Origin of the sequence: Stappia sp., assembly GCF_965276915.1 — a bacterium.
GTDB lineage: Bacteria > Pseudomonadota > Alphaproteobacteria > Rhizobiales > Stappiaceae > Stappia.
The window spans coordinates 272,711-291,059 of record NZ_OZ255709.1 but is presented as its reverse complement, the minus strand read 5'-3'; the positions used below and the strand labels follow the sequence as shown (position 1 = coordinate 291,059).

Annotated in this window: 18 protein-coding genes; 11 read left to right on the top strand and 7 right to left on the bottom strand. The window is 66.4% G+C overall.

Annotated elements, in window-relative coordinates:
- Nucleotides 1-127 precede the first annotated feature (127 nt).
- On the top strand, nt 128-568 hold the full coding sequence (locus tag ACQY46_RS01300) for a hypothetical protein (protein WP_428698519.1): 441 nt from the start codon (nt 128-130) through the stop codon (nt 566-568).
- Nucleotides 569-586: 18 nt separating this feature from the next.
- On the opposite strand, the gene ACQY46_RS01295 is transcribed toward ACQY46_RS01300, so the two are convergent.
- On the bottom strand, nt 587-1,765 hold the full coding sequence (locus ACQY46_RS01295) for a pyridoxal phosphate-dependent aminotransferase (RefSeq protein ID WP_428698518.1): 1,179 nt from the start codon (nt 1,763-1,765) through the stop codon (nt 587-589).
- A gap of 152 nt (nt 1,766-1,917) precedes the next feature.
- Here ACQY46_RS01295 and ACQY46_RS01290 point away from each other — a divergent pair, with 152 nt between their 5' ends.
- The 5 genes from ACQY46_RS01290 (at nt 1,918) to ACQY46_RS01270 (ending at nt 6,061) form a co-directional block, all read left to right on the top strand.
- Nucleotides 1,918-2,373: a methylated-DNA--[protein]-cysteine S-methyltransferase gene (locus tag ACQY46_RS01290; protein WP_428698517.1), complete on the top strand. Its 456-nt coding sequence runs from the start codon at nt 1,918-1,920 to the stop codon at nt 2,371-2,373.
- Between the two features lie 156 nt (nt 2,374-2,529).
- Nucleotides 2,530-3,627, top strand: a complete 1,098-nt coding sequence (locus ACQY46_RS01285) for a CobW family GTP-binding protein (RefSeq protein WP_428698516.1) — start codon at nt 2,530-2,532, stop codon at nt 3,625-3,627.
- Between the two features lie 5 nt (nt 3,628-3,632).
- A complete protein-coding gene (locus tag ACQY46_RS01280; protein ID WP_428698514.1) occupies nt 3,633-4,619 on the top strand; it encodes a WD40 repeat domain-containing protein in 987 nt (328 codons plus the stop codon).
- Nucleotides 4,620-4,635: 16 nt separating this feature from the next.
- Nucleotides 4,636-5,130 carry a DUF2937 family protein gene (locus tag ACQY46_RS01275; RefSeq protein ID WP_428698513.1) on the top strand — a complete coding sequence of 165 codons (495 nt, stop codon included), beginning with the start codon at nt 4,636-4,638 and terminating at the stop codon, nt 5,128-5,130.
- 22 nt (nt 5,131-5,152) lie between these two features.
- Nucleotides 5,153-6,061, top strand: a complete 909-nt coding sequence (locus ACQY46_RS01270) for a LysR family transcriptional regulator (protein ID WP_428698512.1) — start codon at nt 5,153-5,155, stop codon at nt 6,059-6,061.
- A 4-nt stretch (nt 6,062-6,065) separates the two neighbouring features.
- On the opposite strand, the gene ACQY46_RS01265 is transcribed toward ACQY46_RS01270, so the two are convergent.
- The gene (locus ACQY46_RS01265) at nt 6,066-7,142 is read right to left on the bottom strand and encodes a Leu/Phe/Val dehydrogenase (RefSeq protein ID WP_428698511.1); all 1,077 of its coding nucleotides are present in this window, start codon (nt 7,140-7,142) and stop codon (nt 6,066-6,068) included.
- 316 nt (nt 7,143-7,458) lie between these two features.
- Here ACQY46_RS01265 and ACQY46_RS01260 point away from each other — a divergent pair, with 316 nt between their 5' ends.
- Entirely contained in the window at nt 7,459-8,109 is a 651-nt protein-coding gene (locus ACQY46_RS01260; RefSeq protein ID WP_428698510.1) for a DUF1007 family protein, read from the top strand.
- Nucleotides 8,106-9,248 carry a nickel/cobalt transporter gene (locus ACQY46_RS01255; RefSeq protein WP_428698509.1) on the top strand — a complete coding sequence of 381 codons (1,143 nt, stop codon included), beginning with the start codon at nt 8,106-8,108 and terminating at the stop codon, nt 9,246-9,248. Before ACQY46_RS01260 ends, ACQY46_RS01255 begins: the two co-directional genes overlap by 4 nt.
- 58 nt (nt 9,249-9,306) lie before the next feature.
- Here the strand turns inward: ACQY46_RS01255 and ACQY46_RS01250 are convergent, their stop codons facing one another.
- The 5 genes from ACQY46_RS01250 to ACQY46_RS01230 all read right to left on the bottom strand — a co-directional run bounded on the left by ACQY46_RS01250 (nt 9,307) and on the right by ACQY46_RS01230 (nt 13,034).
- Nucleotides 9,307-10,233, bottom strand: a complete 927-nt coding sequence (locus tag ACQY46_RS01250; RefSeq protein ID WP_428698508.1) for a DMT family transporter — start codon at nt 10,231-10,233, stop codon at nt 9,307-9,309.
- Between the two features lie 256 nt (nt 10,234-10,489).
- On the bottom strand, nt 10,490-10,846 hold the full coding sequence (locus ACQY46_RS01245) for a nitrile hydratase accessory protein (RefSeq protein WP_428700384.1): 357 nt from the start codon (nt 10,844-10,846) through the stop codon (nt 10,490-10,492).
- 58 nt (nt 10,847-10,904) lie between these two features.
- Nucleotides 10,905-11,564, bottom strand: coding sequence for a nitrile hydratase subunit beta (nthB, locus tag ACQY46_RS01240; RefSeq protein ID WP_428698507.1), 660 nt, complete (start codon nt 11,562-11,564; stop codon nt 10,905-10,907).
- A complete protein-coding gene (nthA, locus tag ACQY46_RS01235; RefSeq protein WP_428698506.1) occupies nt 11,561-12,232 on the bottom strand; it encodes a nitrile hydratase subunit alpha in 672 nt (223 codons plus the stop codon). Before nthA ends, nthB begins: the two co-directional genes overlap by 4 nt.
- A gap of 28 nt (nt 12,233-12,260) precedes the next feature.
- Nucleotides 12,261-13,034, bottom strand: a complete 774-nt coding sequence (locus ACQY46_RS01230) for a gamma-glutamyl-gamma-aminobutyrate hydrolase family protein (RefSeq protein WP_428698505.1) — start codon at nt 13,032-13,034, stop codon at nt 12,261-12,263.
- 201 nt (nt 13,035-13,235) lie between these two features.
- Here ACQY46_RS01230 and ACQY46_RS01225 point away from each other — a divergent pair, with 201 nt between their 5' ends.
- The 3 genes from ACQY46_RS01225 to ACQY46_RS01215 all read left to right on the top strand — a co-directional run bounded on the left by ACQY46_RS01225 (nt 13,236) and on the right by ACQY46_RS01215 (nt 18,251).
- Entirely contained in the window at nt 13,236-14,336 is a 1,101-nt protein-coding gene (locus ACQY46_RS01225) for a TRAP transporter substrate-binding protein (protein ID WP_428698504.1), read from the top strand.
- Between the two features lie 90 nt (nt 14,337-14,426).
- Nucleotides 14,427-15,464: a TRAP transporter small permease subunit gene (locus ACQY46_RS01220; protein ID WP_428698503.1), complete on the top strand. Its 1,038-nt coding sequence runs from the start codon at nt 14,427-14,429 to the stop codon at nt 15,462-15,464.
- Nucleotides 15,465-15,587: 123 nt separating this feature from the next.
- Nucleotides 15,588-18,251, top strand: coding sequence for a TRAP transporter large permease subunit (locus tag ACQY46_RS01215; RefSeq protein WP_428698502.1), 2,664 nt, complete (start codon nt 15,588-15,590; stop codon nt 18,249-18,251).
- Nucleotides 18,252-18,349 lie beyond the last annotated feature (98 nt).

Here is an 18,349-nt window from a genome sequence, read left to right as displayed (position 1 = left end):
CCTTTCCGGCAACGACCGCAGGATGGCGGGCGGCAGGCTGCCGACCCGCGATCCGCCTGATGTCGCGCCAGATACCGGCCATCGGAACCATCCGGCCGGATCCCGCGCAAGCAGCGGAGCCTCGATCATGGGCCGTTATCTCAGCCGTCTTGGCGCGCTCGTAAGTGCCGCGCTTTTCTCCCTGGTTTTCTTCGGCACGGGACTGGTCGGCGCGGAGACGGTGGAGCATGGGCTCGCCGGGCCCTGGCGTCTGGCGGACGAGGTGTCCGGCGCCAGTTGCGCGCTCTACCTGCATGCCGAACAGGCGGGAGGCGCGGCGCCGGCCGGCCTCTTCCGCGCCGAGGTGACGTCCTGCGGCGCGGGCCTTGCCTCCGGCATGGCGTCTCTTTCCTGGCGCACCCTTCCGCAGGGCGGCATGGAACTGGTCGCCCCGGATGGCGCCCTGATCGCGGCCTTCGACGTGGGCGAGCGCGAAGGCTTGTCCTCCGTCGCGCCCGCCGGCGTTTTCCTCGTCCTGATGCCGGAAGCGCCGGTCGAGCTCTCGAGCCTCATTCCCGGCGCTCGCTGATACGACGGAATCAGGCAACTAGCCGCGCGCCTGCGCCAGGAATTCGCCCATGCGCTGCAGCGCGCGTGTGATGTTTTCCGCCGAGTTGGCATAGGACAAGCGGATATATCCCTCACCCAGGATGCCGAAGTCCGGCCCGCCGATAACGGCGACGCCCGCCTCCTCGAGCAGAGCAGAGGCAAGCGGTTTCGCCTTCCAGCCCGTACCGGAAATATTGGGGAAGGCGTAGAAGGCACCCATCGGCGTGCGTGCCGAAACGCCGGGCAGGGCGTTCAGCCCCTCGACCACCAGCTTCCGGCGCTTGTCGAACTCCACCATCATGGCCGCGACCGCATCCTGCGGCCCCTCGAGCGCGGCGAGACCGGCGAATTGCGCCGGCGCGTTGACGCAGGACCAGCAGTTGACGGCAAGCTTGCGGGCCTTGTCGATGAGCTGGTCCGGCCAGACCGCGTAGCCCATCCGCCAGCCGGTCATGGCATAGGTCTTCGACCAGCCGTCGAGCAGGATCAGCCGGTCGCGGATCGCCTCGAATTCCAGCAGCGAGCAATGCACCGCACCATCATAGGTCATCTGCCCGTAGATCTCGTCGGACAGGATGGCAATGTCGGGACGGGCCTCCAGCCCGGCGACGAGCTTTTCGATCTCGGCGCGCGGGGTGACGCCGCCGGTCGGATTGGCGGGCGAGTTGACGATGACGAGGCGTGTGCGCGGTGTCAGCAGCGACAGGGTTTCCTCGGCCGAGAAGGCGAAATCGTTTTCCTCGCGGATCGGCACGGGCACGGGCGTCGCGCCGGTGAACTCGATCATCGAGCGGTAGATCGGAAAGCCGGGATCCGGATAGAGGATCTCGGCGCCGGGCTCGCCGAACATCAGGATCGCCATGAACATGGTGACCTTGCCGCCGGGCACGACCACCACGTTGTCCGGATTGACCGATGCTCCAAGGCGCCGGTCGATGTCGGCGGCGACACCCTCGCGCAAGGGGAGGATGCCGGTTGCCGGCGTGTAGCCGTGATGGCCGTCCCGCAGCGCCTTCACGGCCGCCTCGACCACATGTTCAGGCGTGCGGAAATCGGGCTGCCCGATGCCCAGATTGATGATATCGCGTCCCTGTGCGGCGAGCGCGGTGGCACGGGCGAGGACGGCGAAGGCGTTTTCCTCACCGATCCTGTTGAAGCCCTCGATGGTTTTCAGCAATGGTTCCTCCCGGTCTCGCCAGCCCCGCTGCCGTGAGTGTCGTGGGGCTGCGCGCTGCGCGTTGCCGTTGTTTTAGCCGGACGGGTGGATTTGCGAAAGCCGGTCGCCTTGCCGGACGCCGCCCCGCTGCCCGGGCACCTGGAGGAGAAGTCATGGCCGCCATGCATATCGAAACGCCGGTCGGCACGCTCGAGGTCGAGGAGCGCGACGGGGCGATCGTGCGGCTCGGCTGGGGCCGGGGGGGCGAACCCGTCGCGACGCCGCTGCTGGAGGAGGCGCTTCGCCAGATCGGGGCTTATTTCGCCGGCACGTTGCGGGACTTCGACCTGCCGCTGGCACCCGCGGGAAACGCGTTCCAGCAGGCGGTGCATCGCGAGATGCTGGCGATCCCCTATGGCAGCACGCGCAGCTACGGGGAAATAGCCGAGCGGCTTTCCACCTATGGCCAGCCGGTGGGGCAGGCCTGCGGGGCCAATCCGATACCGCTGATCATTCCCTGCCACCGGGTTCTCTCGGCAACCGGTCTCGGGGGGTATTCCGGCGCCGGCGGCCTCGACACGAAGATCGCGCTGCTCAAGCACGAGGGCGGGTTTCCGTTCCTGCTGTGACGTTGGCGGCGACCGCCCGGAGCGCGGCTTTTGCCAAGAACGCGAAATTTCGGTAGTCCCAAGGCAACGACACCCCATATCCTCCGGCAAAGGCCGCCGGCATCGGCCCGATCGATGCACCGCCGGCCCGCGCGGATGCGAACCCAGGCAAGACCCATGACCCTCTCCCAGGACAGCAAGATCCCCGTCACCGTGCTGACCGGCTATCTCGGCGCCGGCAAGACGACCCTTCTCAACCGGATCCTCAGCGAGAATCACGGCGTTCGATATGCGGTGATCGTCAACGAGTTCGGCGAGATCGGCATCGACAACGACCTGCTCGTGGAATCCGACGAGGAAATCTTCGAGATGAACAACGGTTGCATCTGCTGCACCGTGCGCGGCGACCTGATCCGCACGGTGGAGAACCTGATGAAGCGGAAAGGCTCGTTCGACGCGATCGTTGTCGAGACGACCGGGGTCGCCGATCCGGCGCCGGTGGCGCAGACCTTCTTCATGGATGACGATGTGCGGTCCAAGGCGAAGCTCGATGCGGTCGTCACCGTGGTCGATTGCCGGCATGTGCTGGCCCGGCTGGCCGACACGTCCGAGGCGGAAGACCAGATCGCCTTCGCCGACGTGATCCTGCTCAACAAGACCGATCTCGTCACCGCCGAGGAACTGAAGGCGGTGGAGGCCCGGATCCAGGCGATCAACCCTTACGCCGTACTGCAGCGGAGCGAGCGCTGCGCGGTACCGCTCGACAGCGTGCTCAACCGTGGCGCCTTCGACCTTGACCGGATCCTGTCGCTCGATCCGCATTTCCTTGAGGAGGCCGAGCACAGCCACGAATGCGGCCCCGATTGCGATCACGACCATCACCACCACGATCATGATCACGGCCATGACCACCATCACGGGCACGGCCACCATCATCACGACGAGGGGCATCACGACGAGGGGCATCACGACGAGGCGACGCATTCGGTGAAGAGCGTGTCGATGACGGCCGGCGAACTCGATCCGCAAGTGTTCTTCCGCTGGATCGGCGACATGACCCAGACCCAGGGGCCCAACATTCTCCGCCTCAAGGGCATCATGGCCTTCCAGGACGATCCGCAGCGCTATGTGGTGCAGGGCGTGCACATGATCGTCGAAGGCGATCACCAGCGCGACTGGAAAGAGGCAGAGGCGCGTGTCAGCCGGCTGGTGGTGATCGGCCGCGAGCTCGACTTCGACGCCATCCAGACGGCCTTCAAGGCCTGCGAGGCCTGACGGCAATGGTCAGTGTCGCTCCTCTCGATCCCGGCGGATATGTCGTCGCGACAACATTCCTGCGCGACCAGCCGGTCTTTGCCGTCGGCGACGGCTCGGTCGTCATGCTGTCGGATTCTGGAGAACGCCGCATCACCATGCACGAGGGCGGTATCCTCGCCGCCTGCCGGACGCTGGAGGGGGATGCGCTCATCACCGGCGGGGACGATGGTACCGTGCGGCGGATGTCGGCGGAGGGCGTCGTCGAAACCCTGGCGGAGCTGCCGCGCAAGTGGATCGACCTGCTCGCCGCCGGGCCCCAGGGCAGCGTCGCCTTCGGCGCGGGCCGTATCGCGCAGGTGCGGCTTGCCTCCGGCGAGATCCGAGACTTCTCGCAGGACCGCGCCGTTGGCGGGCTGGCCTTCGCGCCCAGGGGCCTGCGGCTGGCGGTCGCCCGCTACGACGGCGCCACGTTGCAATTCGTCAATGCCACCGCCGAGGCGCAGGAACTGGCCTGGAAAGGGGCGCACAAGGGCGTCGTGTTCTCGCCGGACGGCAAGTATCTGGTGACGTGCATGCAGGAAAACGCGCTGCATGGCTGGCGGCTTGCCGACGGGCAGGACATGCGCATGACCGGCTATCCGGGCAAGGTAAAATCGGTGAGCTGGTCGGCGAAGGGCCGCTATCTGGCGACATCGGGTGCCAACGCGGCGATCCTCTGGCCGTTCTTCGGCAAGACGGGGCCGATGGGGCAGCAGCCGTTGCAGCTCGGCGCGCGCTCGGACCAGCTTGTCACCCATGTGGCCTGTCATCCGGAGGAAGAGGTGGTCGCGATCGGCTACCAGGACGGCATGGTGCTGGCCGTCCGCTTCTCCGACAATCGGGAAGTGCTGTTGCGACGGCCGGGCGAAGGGGAGATCAGCGCGCTCGCGTGGGACGGGGCCGGGTTCCGCCTGGCATTCGGGACAAGTGCGGGCGAGGCCGGGATAATCTCCCTCGACGGGTCCGCGTAACAGGAAGGTTCACCACATGATCGCACGCACGCTTGCGCTGGCGCTTGCCCTGGTCGGCGGTGTGACGACCTCGCAGCTTCCCGAGTTCGCGCAGCAGTATCGGCAGCGCCTCGGCGGTGCGATCGATGCGCTGACCCAGGTCGTGGACGATTTCCGCGAGGATGCGGCGCGCCAGGGGCTCAGCTTGCAGGAGGCGATCGGCAGGCTCTCGCGGACCAGCGACGATTTCGTCGCCACCCAGGGCGCACGCGTCGAACGCTCGGTCGAACGGCTCGATGCCCTGGTGCGTCAGCGCGATGCCTTGCGCGAGGCGGGACCGTTCCAGCGCCTCACCGTGTTCCTGCGCGATCTCGATCCGCAACTGGCGCAGGCGACATTCGAGGATTTCGAACCGGCGGTTCCGGCAACGGCGGAAGGCGCGGTCGCTGCCGGCGGCGGTTTCCTGGGCCTGTTGCTGACATTCGGCCTGCTTGGCCGGATCGTCCGGCGGATGCGGCGCAGGCCCGGTTGAGCCGGGCGGGAAAGGGCGAACCATGGATACACTCAGCCGGATGCGCTGTTTTCTCAAGGTCGTCGACGCGGGAGGTTTCTCGGCCGCGGCGCGCGAGCTTGGCCGTTCGAAGGCGCTGGTGTCGAAATATGTGGGCGAGCTGGAGGATGAACTCGGCGCACGGCTGCTGAACCGGACGACGCGGCAGATCTCGATGACCGAGGTCGGCCATGCCTTCTACAAGGAGGCGAACGACATCCTCACCCGTATCGATGACCTGAAGGCCTCGATCCAGAATACCCACCAGCAGGCGCGCGGCACGCTGCGCGTTTCCGCGCCGCGTTCGATGGGCGACGATTTTCTCAATCCGGCGATCATGGCGTTTCTCGTCGCCGAGCCGGAGATCTCCATCGACCTGCGGCTGGAAGATCGGTTCGTGGATCTGGTGGAGGAGGGGTTCGACGCGGCGATCCGGGTGACGGAACTGACCGATTCCAGCCTGATCGCGCGCAAGCTGGCGCCGTTTCGCGGCGTGGTCTGTGCCTCGCCCGCGGCGATCGCCCGCTTTGGCCGCCCCGCCCATCCGCAGGACCTTGCCGACCTGCCCTGCATCATCGACAACAACTACCGCTTCCGGAACAACTGGCAGTTCCAGGTCGACGGATCCCGCATCAACGTGCCGGTCAAGGGCAGGGTGGAGGTGAACAGCGCCCAGGCGGCGCGTGTCGCCGCGCTGGAGGGTCTCGGCTTCCTGCGCACCCCTTACGCGTTCGTGCACAAGGAAATCACCGAAGGCAGGCTGGAGCAGATGCTGTCCGATTTTCATCCCGACGGGCAGGCGATCTATGTCGTCTACCCGCATCGGCGGCACCTTTCGGGAAAGGTGCGCACCTTTGTCGATTTTCTTGGCGAGTGGTTTGCCGAGAAGCGCCGCCGGGGCGAGGTCTGCTGAGCGCTCAGGCGGCCGCGAGGCGCTCCTCGGCGATGCGGTCGGCGACGTTCTGCGTCGGCAGGCCGCGCTCCGCGGCCCTTTCGTAGATGCGCAGGAGCGTTCCGCCGATGGCCTCCACCTTCTCGCGTACCAACCGGTCGTCGCCGCCCGGCGCGGCGAGCGCGATGGAAATGACGCCGCCGGCATTGATGGCATAGTCGGGCGCATGCAGGATGCCGCGCGCGCGCAGCATCTCGCCATGGCGTTCTTCTGCGAGCTGGTTGTTGGCGGCTCCCGCGACGATGGCGGCGCGGATTTCGGGGATGGTGGCATCGTTGAGGCCCGCACCCAGCGCGCAGGGCGCGAAGACGTCGGCCTCGACCGCGTGGGCACGGTCCGGCGCGACAACGCTCGCGCCGAGGTCCGAGGCGGCCTGCTCCAGCGCCGGCTGGTGCAAGTCCGCCACGATCAGGCGGGCGCCGGCCGCGCGCAACTGCCGGGCGAGGTCCATGCCGACATGGCCGAGACCCTGGACGCAGACGGTGCGGCCCTCGAGACTGTCGGATCCGAAACGGTGGCGCAGCGAGGCCCTGATGCCGACGAACACGCCGAGCGCGGTATAGGGCGAGGGGTCGCCGAGGCCGGTGGCCCGGGTGCCGCGCACGTGGTCGGTCTCCCGCGCAACGATCTCCATGTCCGCTGCGCTGATGCCGACATCCTCGGCGGTGATGTAGGTGCCGCCGAGGCGCCCGACCTGGCGGCCGAAGGCGGCGAGGAGCGCCGGCGACTTGTCCTTGCGGGCGTCGGCGATGATCACCGCCTTGCCGCCGCCGAGATCAAGCCCGGCCAGGGCGTTCTTGTAGGTCATGCCGCGCGACAGGCGCAACGCGTCTGTCAGCGCCTCCGCCCCGTTTGCATAGGCCCACATGCGGCAGCCGCCGAGCGCCGGTCCAAGGCGAGTGTCGTGGACCGCGATGATGGTGCGCAGTCCGCTTGCCGCGTCAAAACCATGCACGACCTGTTCATGGCCGCGGAATTCAGGATGCGTGAACACGTCCGCCTCCACGGGTTTCAGGTCTCGGCTCGCTACCGGGGCATTCATGAGACTCTCCTCGAAAAAATCGGAAGGGGGCGGCCATGTGGCCGTTCGCGCCAAGGCGGCACGGCGAGGGCCGCACTCCCGTTCGCAAGATGTTCCGCGTCCGGAAAATATACGTCGCATGAAGGGGAATTTCGGTCTTTTCTGCCCATATAATGTGCTTTCTGATCAAGTTTTCATCTCTCAGGCACGGGTAGATCGAAGAATTTTTCCCTCGCTCCGGATCCTGTATGTGTCGGGTCTCGACCTGCCTTGCTGTCGCCGCGAAGACCGCTGATAAAGGGCGAATATTCATCGATTTCCTGGAGTGGCCTGCTGAATGTGGAAGCCCAGCGCTCTTGCGACGATCCTGGCGGTGGCCTCCGCCGGTTCTGCCGCCGCGCATCCTCATGTTTTCGTCGAATCGCGGGCGGAGGTCGTGTTTGACGCCGGAGGCCGTCTGTCCGCCGTACGCCATGTCTGGCAGTTCGACGAGGCCTTCACTGCCTTTGCGGTGCAAGGGCTCGACGAGAACGGCGACGGCCAGCTGTCGCGCGAGGAGCTGCAGCCGCTGGCGCAGATCAATGTCGAGTCGCTCGCCGAGTATGATTTCTTCACCTATCTCCAGCTCGGCGAAAGCGATGTCGCGTTCGGGGCGCCAGAGGAATACTGGCTCGACTTCTATGGCGGCCGGCTGACGCTCTTCTACACGCTCCCTGTGGCCGAGCCGCGGATCGTCGACGGGGCGACGGTGAAGCTGGATGTCTACGACCCGGGCTATTTCGTGGCTTTCGAGATGACCCGCGACACACCCTTTGCGATGGTCGACGCCCCGCAGGCCTGCAAGCTGACCTTCACGCCGCCGCCCGCGCTGGATGCGGCCATGGCGGAGACCCTGGCGCAGATCCCGCAGAGCGAGCGGCAGCTGTCGCCGGACCTCATGCAGGTGACCGAGACACTTTCCAATTCGGCGACGATCGGATGCAAATGACGAACCCTGGCAACCTCACCCCCGGAATTGCAGCACGCCGGCTTGCCCTTTCCCTGGCGGGCGGCGCCGTTCTGGCCATCGCCCTGTCGACAGCCGCCGCGCATGCCGCCCCCTCGCCATTCGGTGTGGGCTTGCCGGAACAGTCCCTCTCCTCCGGAGGCATATTCTCCGGCTTCTTTGCCTGGGTATCGGCACAGCAGACCGCCTTTTACGGCGCGCTGACCGCGTCGCTGAAGCAGATGAAGGCCGATGGCAGCGCCGGCTGGTGGCTGATGGGGCTCTCGTTCCTCTATGGCGTCTTTCATGCGGCCGGCCCCGGTCATGGCAAGGCGGTGATCTCCTCCTATGTGCTGGCCAATGGCGAGACGCTCCGGCGCGGGATCGCGATTTCCTTCGCCTCCGCCCTGGCTCAGGCGGTGACCGCGGTCATGGTGATCGGTCTGGCCTCGATCGTGCTGCGGATGACATCCATCGCGATCACCGAGACCACGCGATGGCTCGAGATCGGCTCCTATGCGGCGGTTGCCGGGCTTGGCCTCTATCTGGTCTGGCGCAAGATCTTGCGGCCGCTGCTCACGCCGCGAAAGGTCGTGGCGCTTGGCGCCCAGGCGGTCGCGGCCTGCGATCACCACGATCATCAACACCACACGCATGAGCGGGCGCACGGGCACCTTCACGAGGTGCGCCATGCGCATGATCACGATCACGGGCACGATCACGGGCACGGGCATGACCACGATCATGCGGGTGGCGAGGTCTGCGCCAGCTGCGGCCACCTCCATGCACCGCCGCCGCAGATGCTTGCCGGCGATTTCTCCCTGTCACGCGCATGGACGGTGATCCTGGCGGTCGGGCTCCGGCCCTGCACCGGCGCGCTGGTCGTGCTTGTCTTCGCGATCTCGCAGGGGCTGGCCTGGGCCGGCGTCGCGGCAACCTTCGCCATGGCGGTGGGGACCGGCCTGACCGTCTCCGCCCTTGCGACCATGGCCGTGCTGGCCAAGGACGCCGCCATGCGCACCGTTGGCGGGCGGGGCGCTGCCCGGCTTCACGCGGCGATTGAAGGTCTTGGCGCGCTCATCGTGCTGGCGCTCGGTTCGACGCTGCTGATCGCGGCGCTGGGCTGGGGCGGTGCCGTCTGATCCGCATCCGCGGTGCTCGTCCGGAAACCCCGCATTTGCATGCGCGCGGCGCCTCGCCTCAGGCGTCGCCCTGCAGCGGTTGGCTGAGTGTCTTGCGGGCGGCCATCTGCTCCCGATGGATCACGTAGAGCCCCGCCCCGATCGTCAGCGCGATGCCGAGCGAGGCGGTCGCGTCAGGCAGGTCATGGAAGACCAGCCAGCCGATGAAGGTGGCGAAGGGGATCTCCAGATATTGCATCGGGGCGAGCGTGGCGGCGGGCGCCAGCCGCAATGACCATGTCATCAGCAGATGCGCGAAGGTGCCCAGGAAGCCGACGGCGGCGAGCAGCAGGATCTCGTCGCCGTCCGGCGTGACCAGATGGAGCCCGGGGAGGTCTCCGACGGCGTTGCCCAGCAGGAAGGCAACAGCGAGAATGAGCGTGGCGATGATGCCGCTCACGGCCTGCAGGCTGATCGGATCGGCGGCCTTGGCGACGCTCCGGGTGACCAGCATGAACAGCGCGAAGGCCACGGCGACGCCGAGCGGCAGCAGGGCGGGCGCGCCGACGGCGGCGTAGTTCGGCTGGATGACGAGCAACGCGCCGGCGAAGCCGACGACACAGGCCATCAGCCGGTAGGGGCCGACCTGCTCGCCGAGGACGAAACGGCCGAGCAGCAGCATTAGGAACGGCATCACGAAGGCGATCGCGATTGCATCGGCAAGCGGCAGGTAGCGCAGGGACGCGAACATGGCGCCGATGCCGAGGATGTGCAGCACCGTGCGCAAGATGGTGAGATGCAGCACCCGCGCCGGCAGGCGCAGGCTCCCTCCGCCCAGCAGAACCAGCGGCGTGAGCAGTGCAGCCTGCATGGTGAAACGCACGAGCAGCAGCTGCCCGAGCGGCAAGGTTTCTCCCAGGATCTTGGCTATGGCATCGCCCAGCGGGGCGAGCACGCAAAACCCGGTCATCAAGAACATGCCGGTCAGCGGCCGGTCAGCGGTCATGTCAGCAGTCATGGGGGCACAGTAGGTCGCTGCGGCTCGTTTTGGAAGCGCATAGGTTGCATTCGGGTTGCATGACGCATTGCGCCATGCCGCCGGTTTTCGGCATTTCAGCCGATCGTGGCGCAACCTGCAGGATTTGACAATGGATTTAATCCCTATGCATCCCGAGAGCCTTTCAGCCACGGCTTTCCGTCACCTGCAAGGCGTCCGGATCCGGCATCGGGTCGGGATCGGCCGCGTGCGCTGAAAGGCGGTCTCAGGCCGGGGGAACAGGCGTGCCGTCGCGGCCGAGCTCGATCGACTCCCCGTGCGGGGTGGCCGCGGCGGCGCGGTGCCAGGCCTCTCGCCGCCTGGCGAGGCTTTCCGTGGTCGCGACCGCACGGGTCACCACCATGGTCTCCAGCGCCGCCAGCCAGTGATGGTAATAGCTGTCGCCGCAATCGGGATCTCCGTCGGCCTGCGCCTCGCGAATCGCCTTTGAAAGGGTTTGCGCCCATTCCGGCCAAGTGAACAGGCCGCGAGCGTGAAGCTCGACCGCCATGGCGAAGGCCTTTGCCTCCCACGGCGCGCGGAAGACCGGTTCGCCCGCGTTGCGCGGCAGGTCGGAAAACAGCTCCGCCGGCGGCGTGGCGTCGGCACCCGGCCTGCCGGAGGCGGCGTTGGAAGGTGTGTCAGGCAAGGTCAAGATAGGGTTCCCAGAGATCGATGCGGACCGTCAGCGCCGGATCGCAGTCGTCGCCCCACAATTCGCGCGCGTCGAAGGCGACCCCGTAGAGCCATGCCGGGCGCTCGCCCTCTCCCGACGCGCTGGTGTCGGGAAAGACGTGGACGCCATGCAGGGCCTCGATGGTCCCGACCCGCCCCCGGCAATAGCGGGGGATGCGGGTATGGCCCTCGGGATGCATGTTGCGGGCGCGCACCCGGTCGCCGGTCCGGAAGCGGGCAGGCACAGTCTCCTCGCGTTCCGTCGGACCGCCGCGCGCCAGTGTCGCGGCGACATCGCCGGCCGCCAGCACGCGCCTGGGCGGACGCCCTGCCGCGAGGCTGCGCGCGGCCGCGATCTCCTCGGGCGAGACCAGTCCGCGTTCGTCGAGCAGGCGCTCCAGCCCGGCCAGCCAGATCTGGTAGTAGCTGGAGGAGAGGTATCGCGCCGGGTCCATGCTTTCGCGGGCGAAGCGGGCCATGTCGATGGTCCATTCGCCGCTCGCTCCCATGGCAAGCGTGAGAGCGAAGGCGCGCCGCTCCCACTCCTCGTGAAAGACCGGCCTGACCGGCTCGGGCACCACCGGGCCGAAGCCCATCATGCCGCCAAGGTCCTGGGCGCCGTTCATGTCGCGGTCTCCGCCGGCATTTTCGGGGAAAGGGCGAGGCCGGTGCCGATCATGCTGTCGCGGGTGACGAGGCGGGCGAGATCGGATTCGCTCCAGCCGTCCGTGCCCTCAGGGCGCATGGGGATCACGAGATAGCGGATCTCGGCGGTCGAATCCCACACGCGGATGCCCGTTCCCGATGGCAGCGTTACGCCGAAATCGGCGAGCACGCCGCGCGGATCGCGCACCGCCTTGGCCCGGTAGGGGGCCGATTTGTACCAGACCGGCGGCAGGCCGAGGACCGGCCACGGGTAGCAGGAGCACAGCGTGCAGACGACCATGTTGTGCTCTTGCGGCGTGTTCTCGACAGCGACCATGTGTTCGCCCTGCCGGCCGATATAGCCGAGGGAGTGGATCGCCGCGGTCGCATCGCTTCGCAGCCAGTCGAGAAAGCCGGGCTCGCGCCAGGCCTTGGCGACCACATGCGCCCCGTTATGCGGACCGACACGGGTCTCGTAGGTCTCGATCAGGATATCGAGGGCCTTCGGGTCGACATGGCCCTTCTCGACCAGAACCGATTCGAGAGCTCGCACACGGGCTTCCGTTTCGGACAGCTCCGAGCCGTGCCCATGATCATGGTGCCCCTGATCATGTTGGTCGTGATCGTGATGCGTGTGATTGCCGGACATGGGGGATTGGCTCCTGTTCCTGGCGACGTTACTCGGCTGCGTGGCGGCCGGCCTGCCGCCGGTGGACGGCGCCGCGCAGGGCCTCGCCGAAGGCGGCGAAGAGGCGGGACGAGGCCGCGTCGCTGCCCACCCAGTATTCGGGATGCCACTGGGTGGCGAGCGCGAAACCGGAGGCGGCCTCGACGGATACCGCCTCGATGGTTCCGTCATCGGCGCGGGCCTCGACGGCAAGTCCGGGGGCGAGCCGGCCGATCGCCTGGCGGTGCAGCGAGTTCACCTCGATCGCGGCATCGCCGAGCACCGCGGCAAGCCGTCCGCCGGGTATCACCTCGACATGATGGGCAAGGGCGAAGCGCGCGTCCTGGTCATCGGCGACCGGCGCGCGGTGATCGCGGCGCCCTTCCAGCTCCTGGACCTCGCTGACGAGCGTTCCGCCGAAGGCGACGTTGACCTCCTGCAGGCCCCGGCAAATGGCGAAGAGGGGGATGTCGCGCTCGACCGCGCGGCGAATCAGCGGCAATGTCGTCGCGTCGCGGCGACTGTCAAAGGGGCCGTCCTTGTCCAGCGCGACGCCGCCATAAAGCGTCGGGTTCACGTTGGAGCGCGATCCCGTCAGCAGCACGCCGTCGACCCGGTCGAGAACGGCATCCAGGTCGATAGCCGGTCCGAGCGAGGGCAGCAGCAGCGGTATTGCGCCCGATCCCTGCACAAGCGCGTCGAGATAGACCGAGACCGCGGCGTGCCAGTCGAAACCGTCCAGTGACTTAACGTCGGTGCTCACGAGAACGACGGGTGCGGACATGTACACTCCTGATTTTTCGGGATCGTGTCGGCGATGAGTGGTTAAAAAATTTTTCCACTTGCCGGCGCTTGCTCTTGTCTCGCGCCGCGACATGGGCTTTATATCATAAACATGGCGCCCTTCAGCAAGAAGGCGCTTTAGAGGCCGGGAAGTGAAAAACGTTCCCGGCAGATGTTTGTCTTTCTCTGTGGGAGGAGAAGTATGGATCGCCGTTCATTCTTGAAAAACGCCGGACTTGGCGCGGGTGCAGCCGCTGCTGCCACGACGCTCGCCGCACCGGCCATCGCGCAGGCGACGAAGGACATGGTCATCGTGTCCACGTGGCCGCGCGACATGCCGGGCCTCGGCATTCCCGCGCAGCGTCTTGCGGCTCGAATCGGCGAGCTGACCGAAGGCCGCATCAACGTCCAGTATTTCGCCGCGGGCGAGCGCGTTGGCGCGTTCGATTCCTTCGACGAAGTCGCTTCGGGCAATGCGCAGGCCTATATCGGCGCCGACTATTACTGGAAGGGCAAGCACCCGGCCTGGGCTTATTTCACGGCCGTCCCGTTCGGCCTGACCTATGCCGAAATGGACGCCTGGATCCAGTATCGCGGCGGCCAGGAACTGTGGGACGAGCTTGCTGACGGCTACGGCCTGAAGAACTTCGCGGCCGGCAACACCGGCTCGCAGATGGGTGGCTGGTTCAACAAGGAAATCGAGACCGCGGACGACCTCAAGGGTCTGAAGATGCGTATCCCGGGCCTTGGCGGCGACGTCATGGCGAAGCTCGGCGCCTCGCCGGTTTCGCTTCCGGGTGGCCAGATCTACGAAAACCTGGTGTCCGGCGCCATCGACGCGACCGAGTGGGTTGGTCCGTTCAACGACTACTTCATGAAGTTCTACGAAGCCGCGAAGTACTACTACTATCCGGGCATGCACGAGCCGGGCTCGATGCTGGCCCTGGGCTGCAACAAGTCGTGGCTGACGTCGCTGTCGAAGGGTGACCAGGAGATCATCGCCGCCGCCTGCGCCGAAGAGAACGGCAAGACGATGGCCGAGACCAACGCCAACAACGGCGTTTATCTCGACAAGCTGATCAAGGAGCACGGCGTCGAGCTGCGCAGCTTCTCGGACGAGGTCTATGATGCCTTTGGCGAGGCGTCGGAAGCCGTGTTCGCGGAGACGGTGCAGCACAGCGATCTTGCGGCGCGTACGCATGAGAGCTTTGCCAAGGCTCGCTCCGAGATCGGTCGCTGGATGCTGCTCGCCGACACCGGCTACACCATTCAGCGCAACCGCGTGCTTGGCATTACGATCTGACGATCCAATGCGGCTGAGGAGTGCGGGGCGGGGTCCATGACCCCGTCCCGCATTCGTGTGCCGCGTGGCTATGCGAAAGGCTAATCCGACATGTCGTCCATCGACGGGGTTTCGGAGCAGGCGTCTGCCATGTCAGGCACGGCGGCCGGGTCCGACACGGGTGCATTTGTGGTCCGCCTCTTCGGCTGGATCATGCTGGCTGTGACAGCGGCGTTCGTTCTCAACAACTATCTCACTTACTGGCTGGACCTTCCCGGCGTCGCTCCGCTTTTTGGCGGAGCCGCAAACGGCAGCGCCAATCCGGCGATGTCGGCCGTCCAACTGGGTGTCTACGCCCTTCTGATCGTGCTTGCAGCCGGTCACGCCCTGCGCCAGCGGGGCAAGCTGCTGCGCCATGACAGCCGCAAGGTCGCGGCCATCAACAACTTCATCATCCGCGCCGCCTTTTTCGCGGTCCTGAGCGTCGGCTTCGCCGATGCCGTCATCTCCTTCCTCCGGGTGGAGGGGATGCTGGATGGTCTCGTCGGCAGCGAACTGGCGACCGAGCTCGGGCGCTCCCGGTTCCGTGGTCCCTATGTCCACATGCCGCTGATCGGGTTGTCCGTCGTGCTTGCCGCCTTCACCAGGACCCTGGGCTTCTTCTGGCTGGCATTGCTCGTTGTTGCCGCCGAGTTGTTGATCGTGATCGGCCGCTTCATCTTCTCCTACGAACAGGCCTTCATGGCGGACCTGGTGCGCTTCTGGTACGCCGCGCTGTTCCTGTTCGCCTCCGCCTACACGCTGTGGGAAGAGGGGCATGTACGTGTCGACGTCTTCTACGCGGCGTTCGCGACCCGTACGAAGGGCTATGTGAATTCCATCGGTGCCGTGCTTTTGGGCATGTCGCTGTGCTGGACCATTCTCGTCATCGGCATGGGCAGCAAGCAGGCGATCATCAACGCACCGATGCTGGCCTACGAAACGACGCAGGCCGGTTTCGGCCTCTACGTCAAGTATCTGATGGCCGCCTTCCTTGGCGTGTTCGCCGTCTCGATGCTGACCCAGTTCGTCGCCTACCTGTTCGACGCCGTCGCCGACATCCGCGACGAGCCGGGTGCGCGCAATACGTCTTCCGGCACCGCGCACTAGCGCGCCGGATTGCAAGGAACAAGGGAACGTCCAGGTTGACGTCCCCGCAAAAATGAAGCCGGGCCCGGGCCGAATGCGCGAAGATGCAAGGCTCGGGATCCCATCGCCGACGGGTCTCGGACAATGGAACTGTTCTTTCTCCTTCTCCTGATCGCGCTCATGGCCGGCGCGCTGGGCTCCGGCTATCCGGTCGCCTTCGCGCTCCCCGGCTCGGCGATCCTGACGATCGGCATCGCCGCGCTGTCCGGTTACCTGTTCGCGGGCAGCACCGACGCCTTCTTCTCCCATGGCGGCCCGTCCCAGTGGCTGAGTGCCGGCGTCACCAATTTTCGCGGCGTCTACTGGGAGGCGGAGCGGGATACGCTGATCGCCATTCCGCTCTTCGTGTTCATGGGCATCATGCTGCAACGCTCGAAGATCGCCGAGGACCTGCTCGTGACGATGGCGCAGCTGTTCGGCCCGGTCCCGGGCGGTCTGGGCATCTCGGTTGTCTTTGTCGGCGCGCTTCTGGCCGCGACGACGGGCATTGTCGGCGCCACCGTGGTGGCGATGGGGCTGATCTCGCTGCCGGCGATGCTGCGCAGCAACTATTCCCCGTCGCTGGCGACCGGCACGATCGCCGCCTCCGGCACGCTCGGGCAGATCATCCCGCCGTCGATCGTTCTCATCATTCTCGCCGACCAGCTCTCCAGCGCGGTGGACCAGGCGGGCTCCCTGCGCCAGGCACTCTACAAGGAGAGCACCGGCGAGATCACGATGCCGTCGGATTTCGCGGTGACCTCGACCAGCGCCGGCGAAATGTTCCTCGGCGCCTTCCTGCCGGGCCTCGTCCTGGTCGGCCTCTACATGCTCTTCATCATGGGCTTTGCCATCCTCAATCCGAAATCCGCCCCGGCGGTGAGGATGGAAGGCAAGTTCGACGGCGCGTTCCTGATCAAGGTGATCGTCACCTTGGTGCCGCCGCTGGCCCTGATCTTCATGGTGCTGGGCTCGATCATCGCGGGCATCGCCACCGTCAACCAGGCCGGCGCCATCGGCGCCATCGGCGCGATGATCATGGCCGGCTACCGGCTTCGCGAAGGCGAAAAGGGGACCTATTCTCCCGCCATCCTGGCGATCCTCTCCCTGCTCGGTCTGGCCGTTCTGCTGTCGTTCTACGACATCAACATCAAACGCATCCAGACGAGCCAGGATGTGACCGGCGTCGTTCTGGCGCTCATCGCGGTCTCGATGCTGCTGATCGCCGTCTTCTGGAGCGGCTGGCGCACCTTCAAGATCCAGGACACGCTGCGCGGCGTGATGATCGAGACGGCGAAGACCTCGTCGCTGGTCTTCATCATCCTGCTCGGCGCGGCGATGCTGACCTCCGCGTTCCGCGCCTTCGGCGGCGAGGAACTGGTCAAGGAGTTCCTGCAGGGCCTGCCGGGCGGCTTCTGGATGCAGTTCCTGATCGTCATGCTGGTGATCTTCGTCCTCGGCTTCTTCCTCGACTTCATCGAGATCGCCGTGGTCGTGGTGCCGATCGTGGCGCCGATCCTGCTCGCCGATCCGTCGGCGAACGTCACCGCCGTCTGGCTCGGCGTGATGATCGGCCTCAACATCCAGACATCGTTCCTGACGCCTCCCTTCGGCTTCGCGCTGTTCTACCTGCGCGGCGTCGCGCCGGCGACGGTCAAGACCATCGCCATGTACAAAGGCGTCATCGCCTTCATCCTGCTGCAGCTTCTGGCGCTGGGGATCGTCGGGTTCTACCCGCAACTGGTGAACTACCTGCCGAACCGGTCCTCGCTGCTGTCGGAGACGGCGCCGCCGCCGCAGAACCCGCGCATGCAGTACTGCCTGGAGAACTATGTCGCGGAGGAGTTCACGGAAAATGGCGGAACCATCCTCGCCGCGGTGAAGCGCGCGCAGGCCCTGGACCTGTCCTATCTGCCGGAGGATCTCCGCAAGGACCTGACGGAGAGCCTCACCAAGGCCGAGGCGAGTTTCGGATTGATGGGCGAGATTACCTCCGCCGAGCAGGCCGTGGCGGCCGCTGCCGGCGGCTACAGGCCCATGCATACGCTGGTGCGCGGCATCGAGCGGGACATCCGCCGGGTCGACACCGCGATCGCTGACCTGGAAGTCATCGTCAGGCGCTCCGGCGAGGGGCAGATCTACAGCGCGGAGCGCGGCGAACGCGCGGCGGCCCGGATCGAGGCCCTGAAGGAGGATCGCGCGGTTCTGACAGCGCAGATTCCGGCCGAGTGGGACGAGAAACACACCACCTTCGCCAAGATCCAGACGGCAGAAAACCGGGCACGCATGACCTACAGGCGCAATGCGGACGATGCCTACGAGCCGGTCGTCGAAGCGGTGAACGTGATCGCCTCGACGGATGCGCTGGCCGCGCTTGAGACCGATCTGCGCGGCCTGGAGCAGGAGCTCCAGTCGCTCGAGCCGGAGGCCTTCGTCGACAGGGTGACCGATGTGCGCGCGCTGTTCGGCGACGTGGAAGGGGCAAGCGACATCCGCTCCGGCGTCAATGCGGCCCGCACGGCAATGCGCTCCTCGTCCCCGGACAAGGAGAAGGCACTTGCCTCGATCCGCGAGGCGATTGCCGAGTTCGAGGCGGCGATGGTGTGGCGTCGCCGCGCCCAGACGGAACTGCTGCCGCAGCTCAACGCCTACAAGGATGCGATTTCCGGCACGATCGGCCTGCGCGGACAGCCGCGCCTGCCGCGCGAGCAGGCGCTCTATGTCGCCTCCTGCAACGCGTCGCATCGCGATATCTCGCTGAGCTTCTGATCCGGACCCTGCGGCCCGGCTCGCTTGACACGCAACGCCCGGCGGGATCTCCCGGCCGGGCGTTTGCATGTGGCCCGCGCCCGGGGTTCCGCCATCGC

Excerpts from the sequence above, each read along its gene's own strand:
- ACQY46_RS01280 (WP_428698514.1), top strand. The coding sequence starts at position 3,633 with ATGGTCAGTGTCGCTCCTCTCGATCCCGGCGGATATGTCGTCGCGACA.
- ACQY46_RS01230 (WP_428698505.1), bottom strand. The coding sequence starts at position 13,034 with ATGTCCGCACCCGTCGTTCTCGTGAGCACCGACGTTAAGTCACTGGAC.
- ACQY46_RS01225 (WP_428698504.1), top strand. The coding sequence starts at position 13,236 with ATGGATCGCCGTTCATTCTTGAAAAACGCCGGACTTGGCGCGGGTGCA.
- ACQY46_RS01260 (WP_428698510.1), top strand. The coding sequence starts at position 7,459 with ATGTGGAAGCCCAGCGCTCTTGCGACGATCCTGGCGGTGGCCTCCGCC.
- ACQY46_RS01250 (WP_428698508.1), bottom strand. The coding sequence starts at position 10,233 with ATGACCGCTGACCGGCCGCTGACCGGCATGTTCTTGATGACCGGGTTT.
- ACQY46_RS01270 (WP_428698512.1), top strand. The coding sequence starts at position 5,153 with ATGGATACACTCAGCCGGATGCGCTGTTTTCTCAAGGTCGTCGACGCG.
- ACQY46_RS01275 (WP_428698513.1), top strand. The coding sequence starts at position 4,636 with ATGATCGCACGCACGCTTGCGCTGGCGCTTGCCCTGGTCGGCGGTGTG.
- ACQY46_RS01215 (WP_428698502.1), top strand. The coding sequence starts at position 15,588 with ATGGAACTGTTCTTTCTCCTTCTCCTGATCGCGCTCATGGCCGGCGCG.
- nthB (WP_428698507.1), bottom strand. The coding sequence starts at position 11,564 with ATGAACGGCGCCCAGGACCTTGGCGGCATGATGGGCTTCGGCCCGGTG.
- ACQY46_RS01300 (WP_428698519.1), top strand. The coding sequence starts at position 128 with ATGGGCCGTTATCTCAGCCGTCTTGGCGCGCTCGTAAGTGCCGCGCTT.
- ACQY46_RS01265 (WP_428698511.1), bottom strand. The coding sequence starts at position 7,142 with ATGAATGCCCCGGTAGCGAGCCGAGACCTGAAACCCGTGGAGGCGGAC.
- ACQY46_RS01290 (WP_428698517.1), top strand. The coding sequence starts at position 1,918 with ATGGCCGCCATGCATATCGAAACGCCGGTCGGCACGCTCGAGGTCGAG.
- ACQY46_RS01285 (WP_428698516.1), top strand. The coding sequence starts at position 2,530 with ATGACCCTCTCCCAGGACAGCAAGATCCCCGTCACCGTGCTGACCGGC.
- ACQY46_RS01255 (WP_428698509.1), top strand. The coding sequence starts at position 8,106 with ATGACGAACCCTGGCAACCTCACCCCCGGAATTGCAGCACGCCGGCTT.
- ACQY46_RS01220 (WP_428698503.1), top strand. The coding sequence starts at position 14,427 with ATGTCGTCCATCGACGGGGTTTCGGAGCAGGCGTCTGCCATGTCAGGC.
- nthA (WP_428698506.1), bottom strand. The coding sequence starts at position 12,232 with ATGTCCGGCAATCACACGCATCACGATCACGACCAACATGATCAGGGG.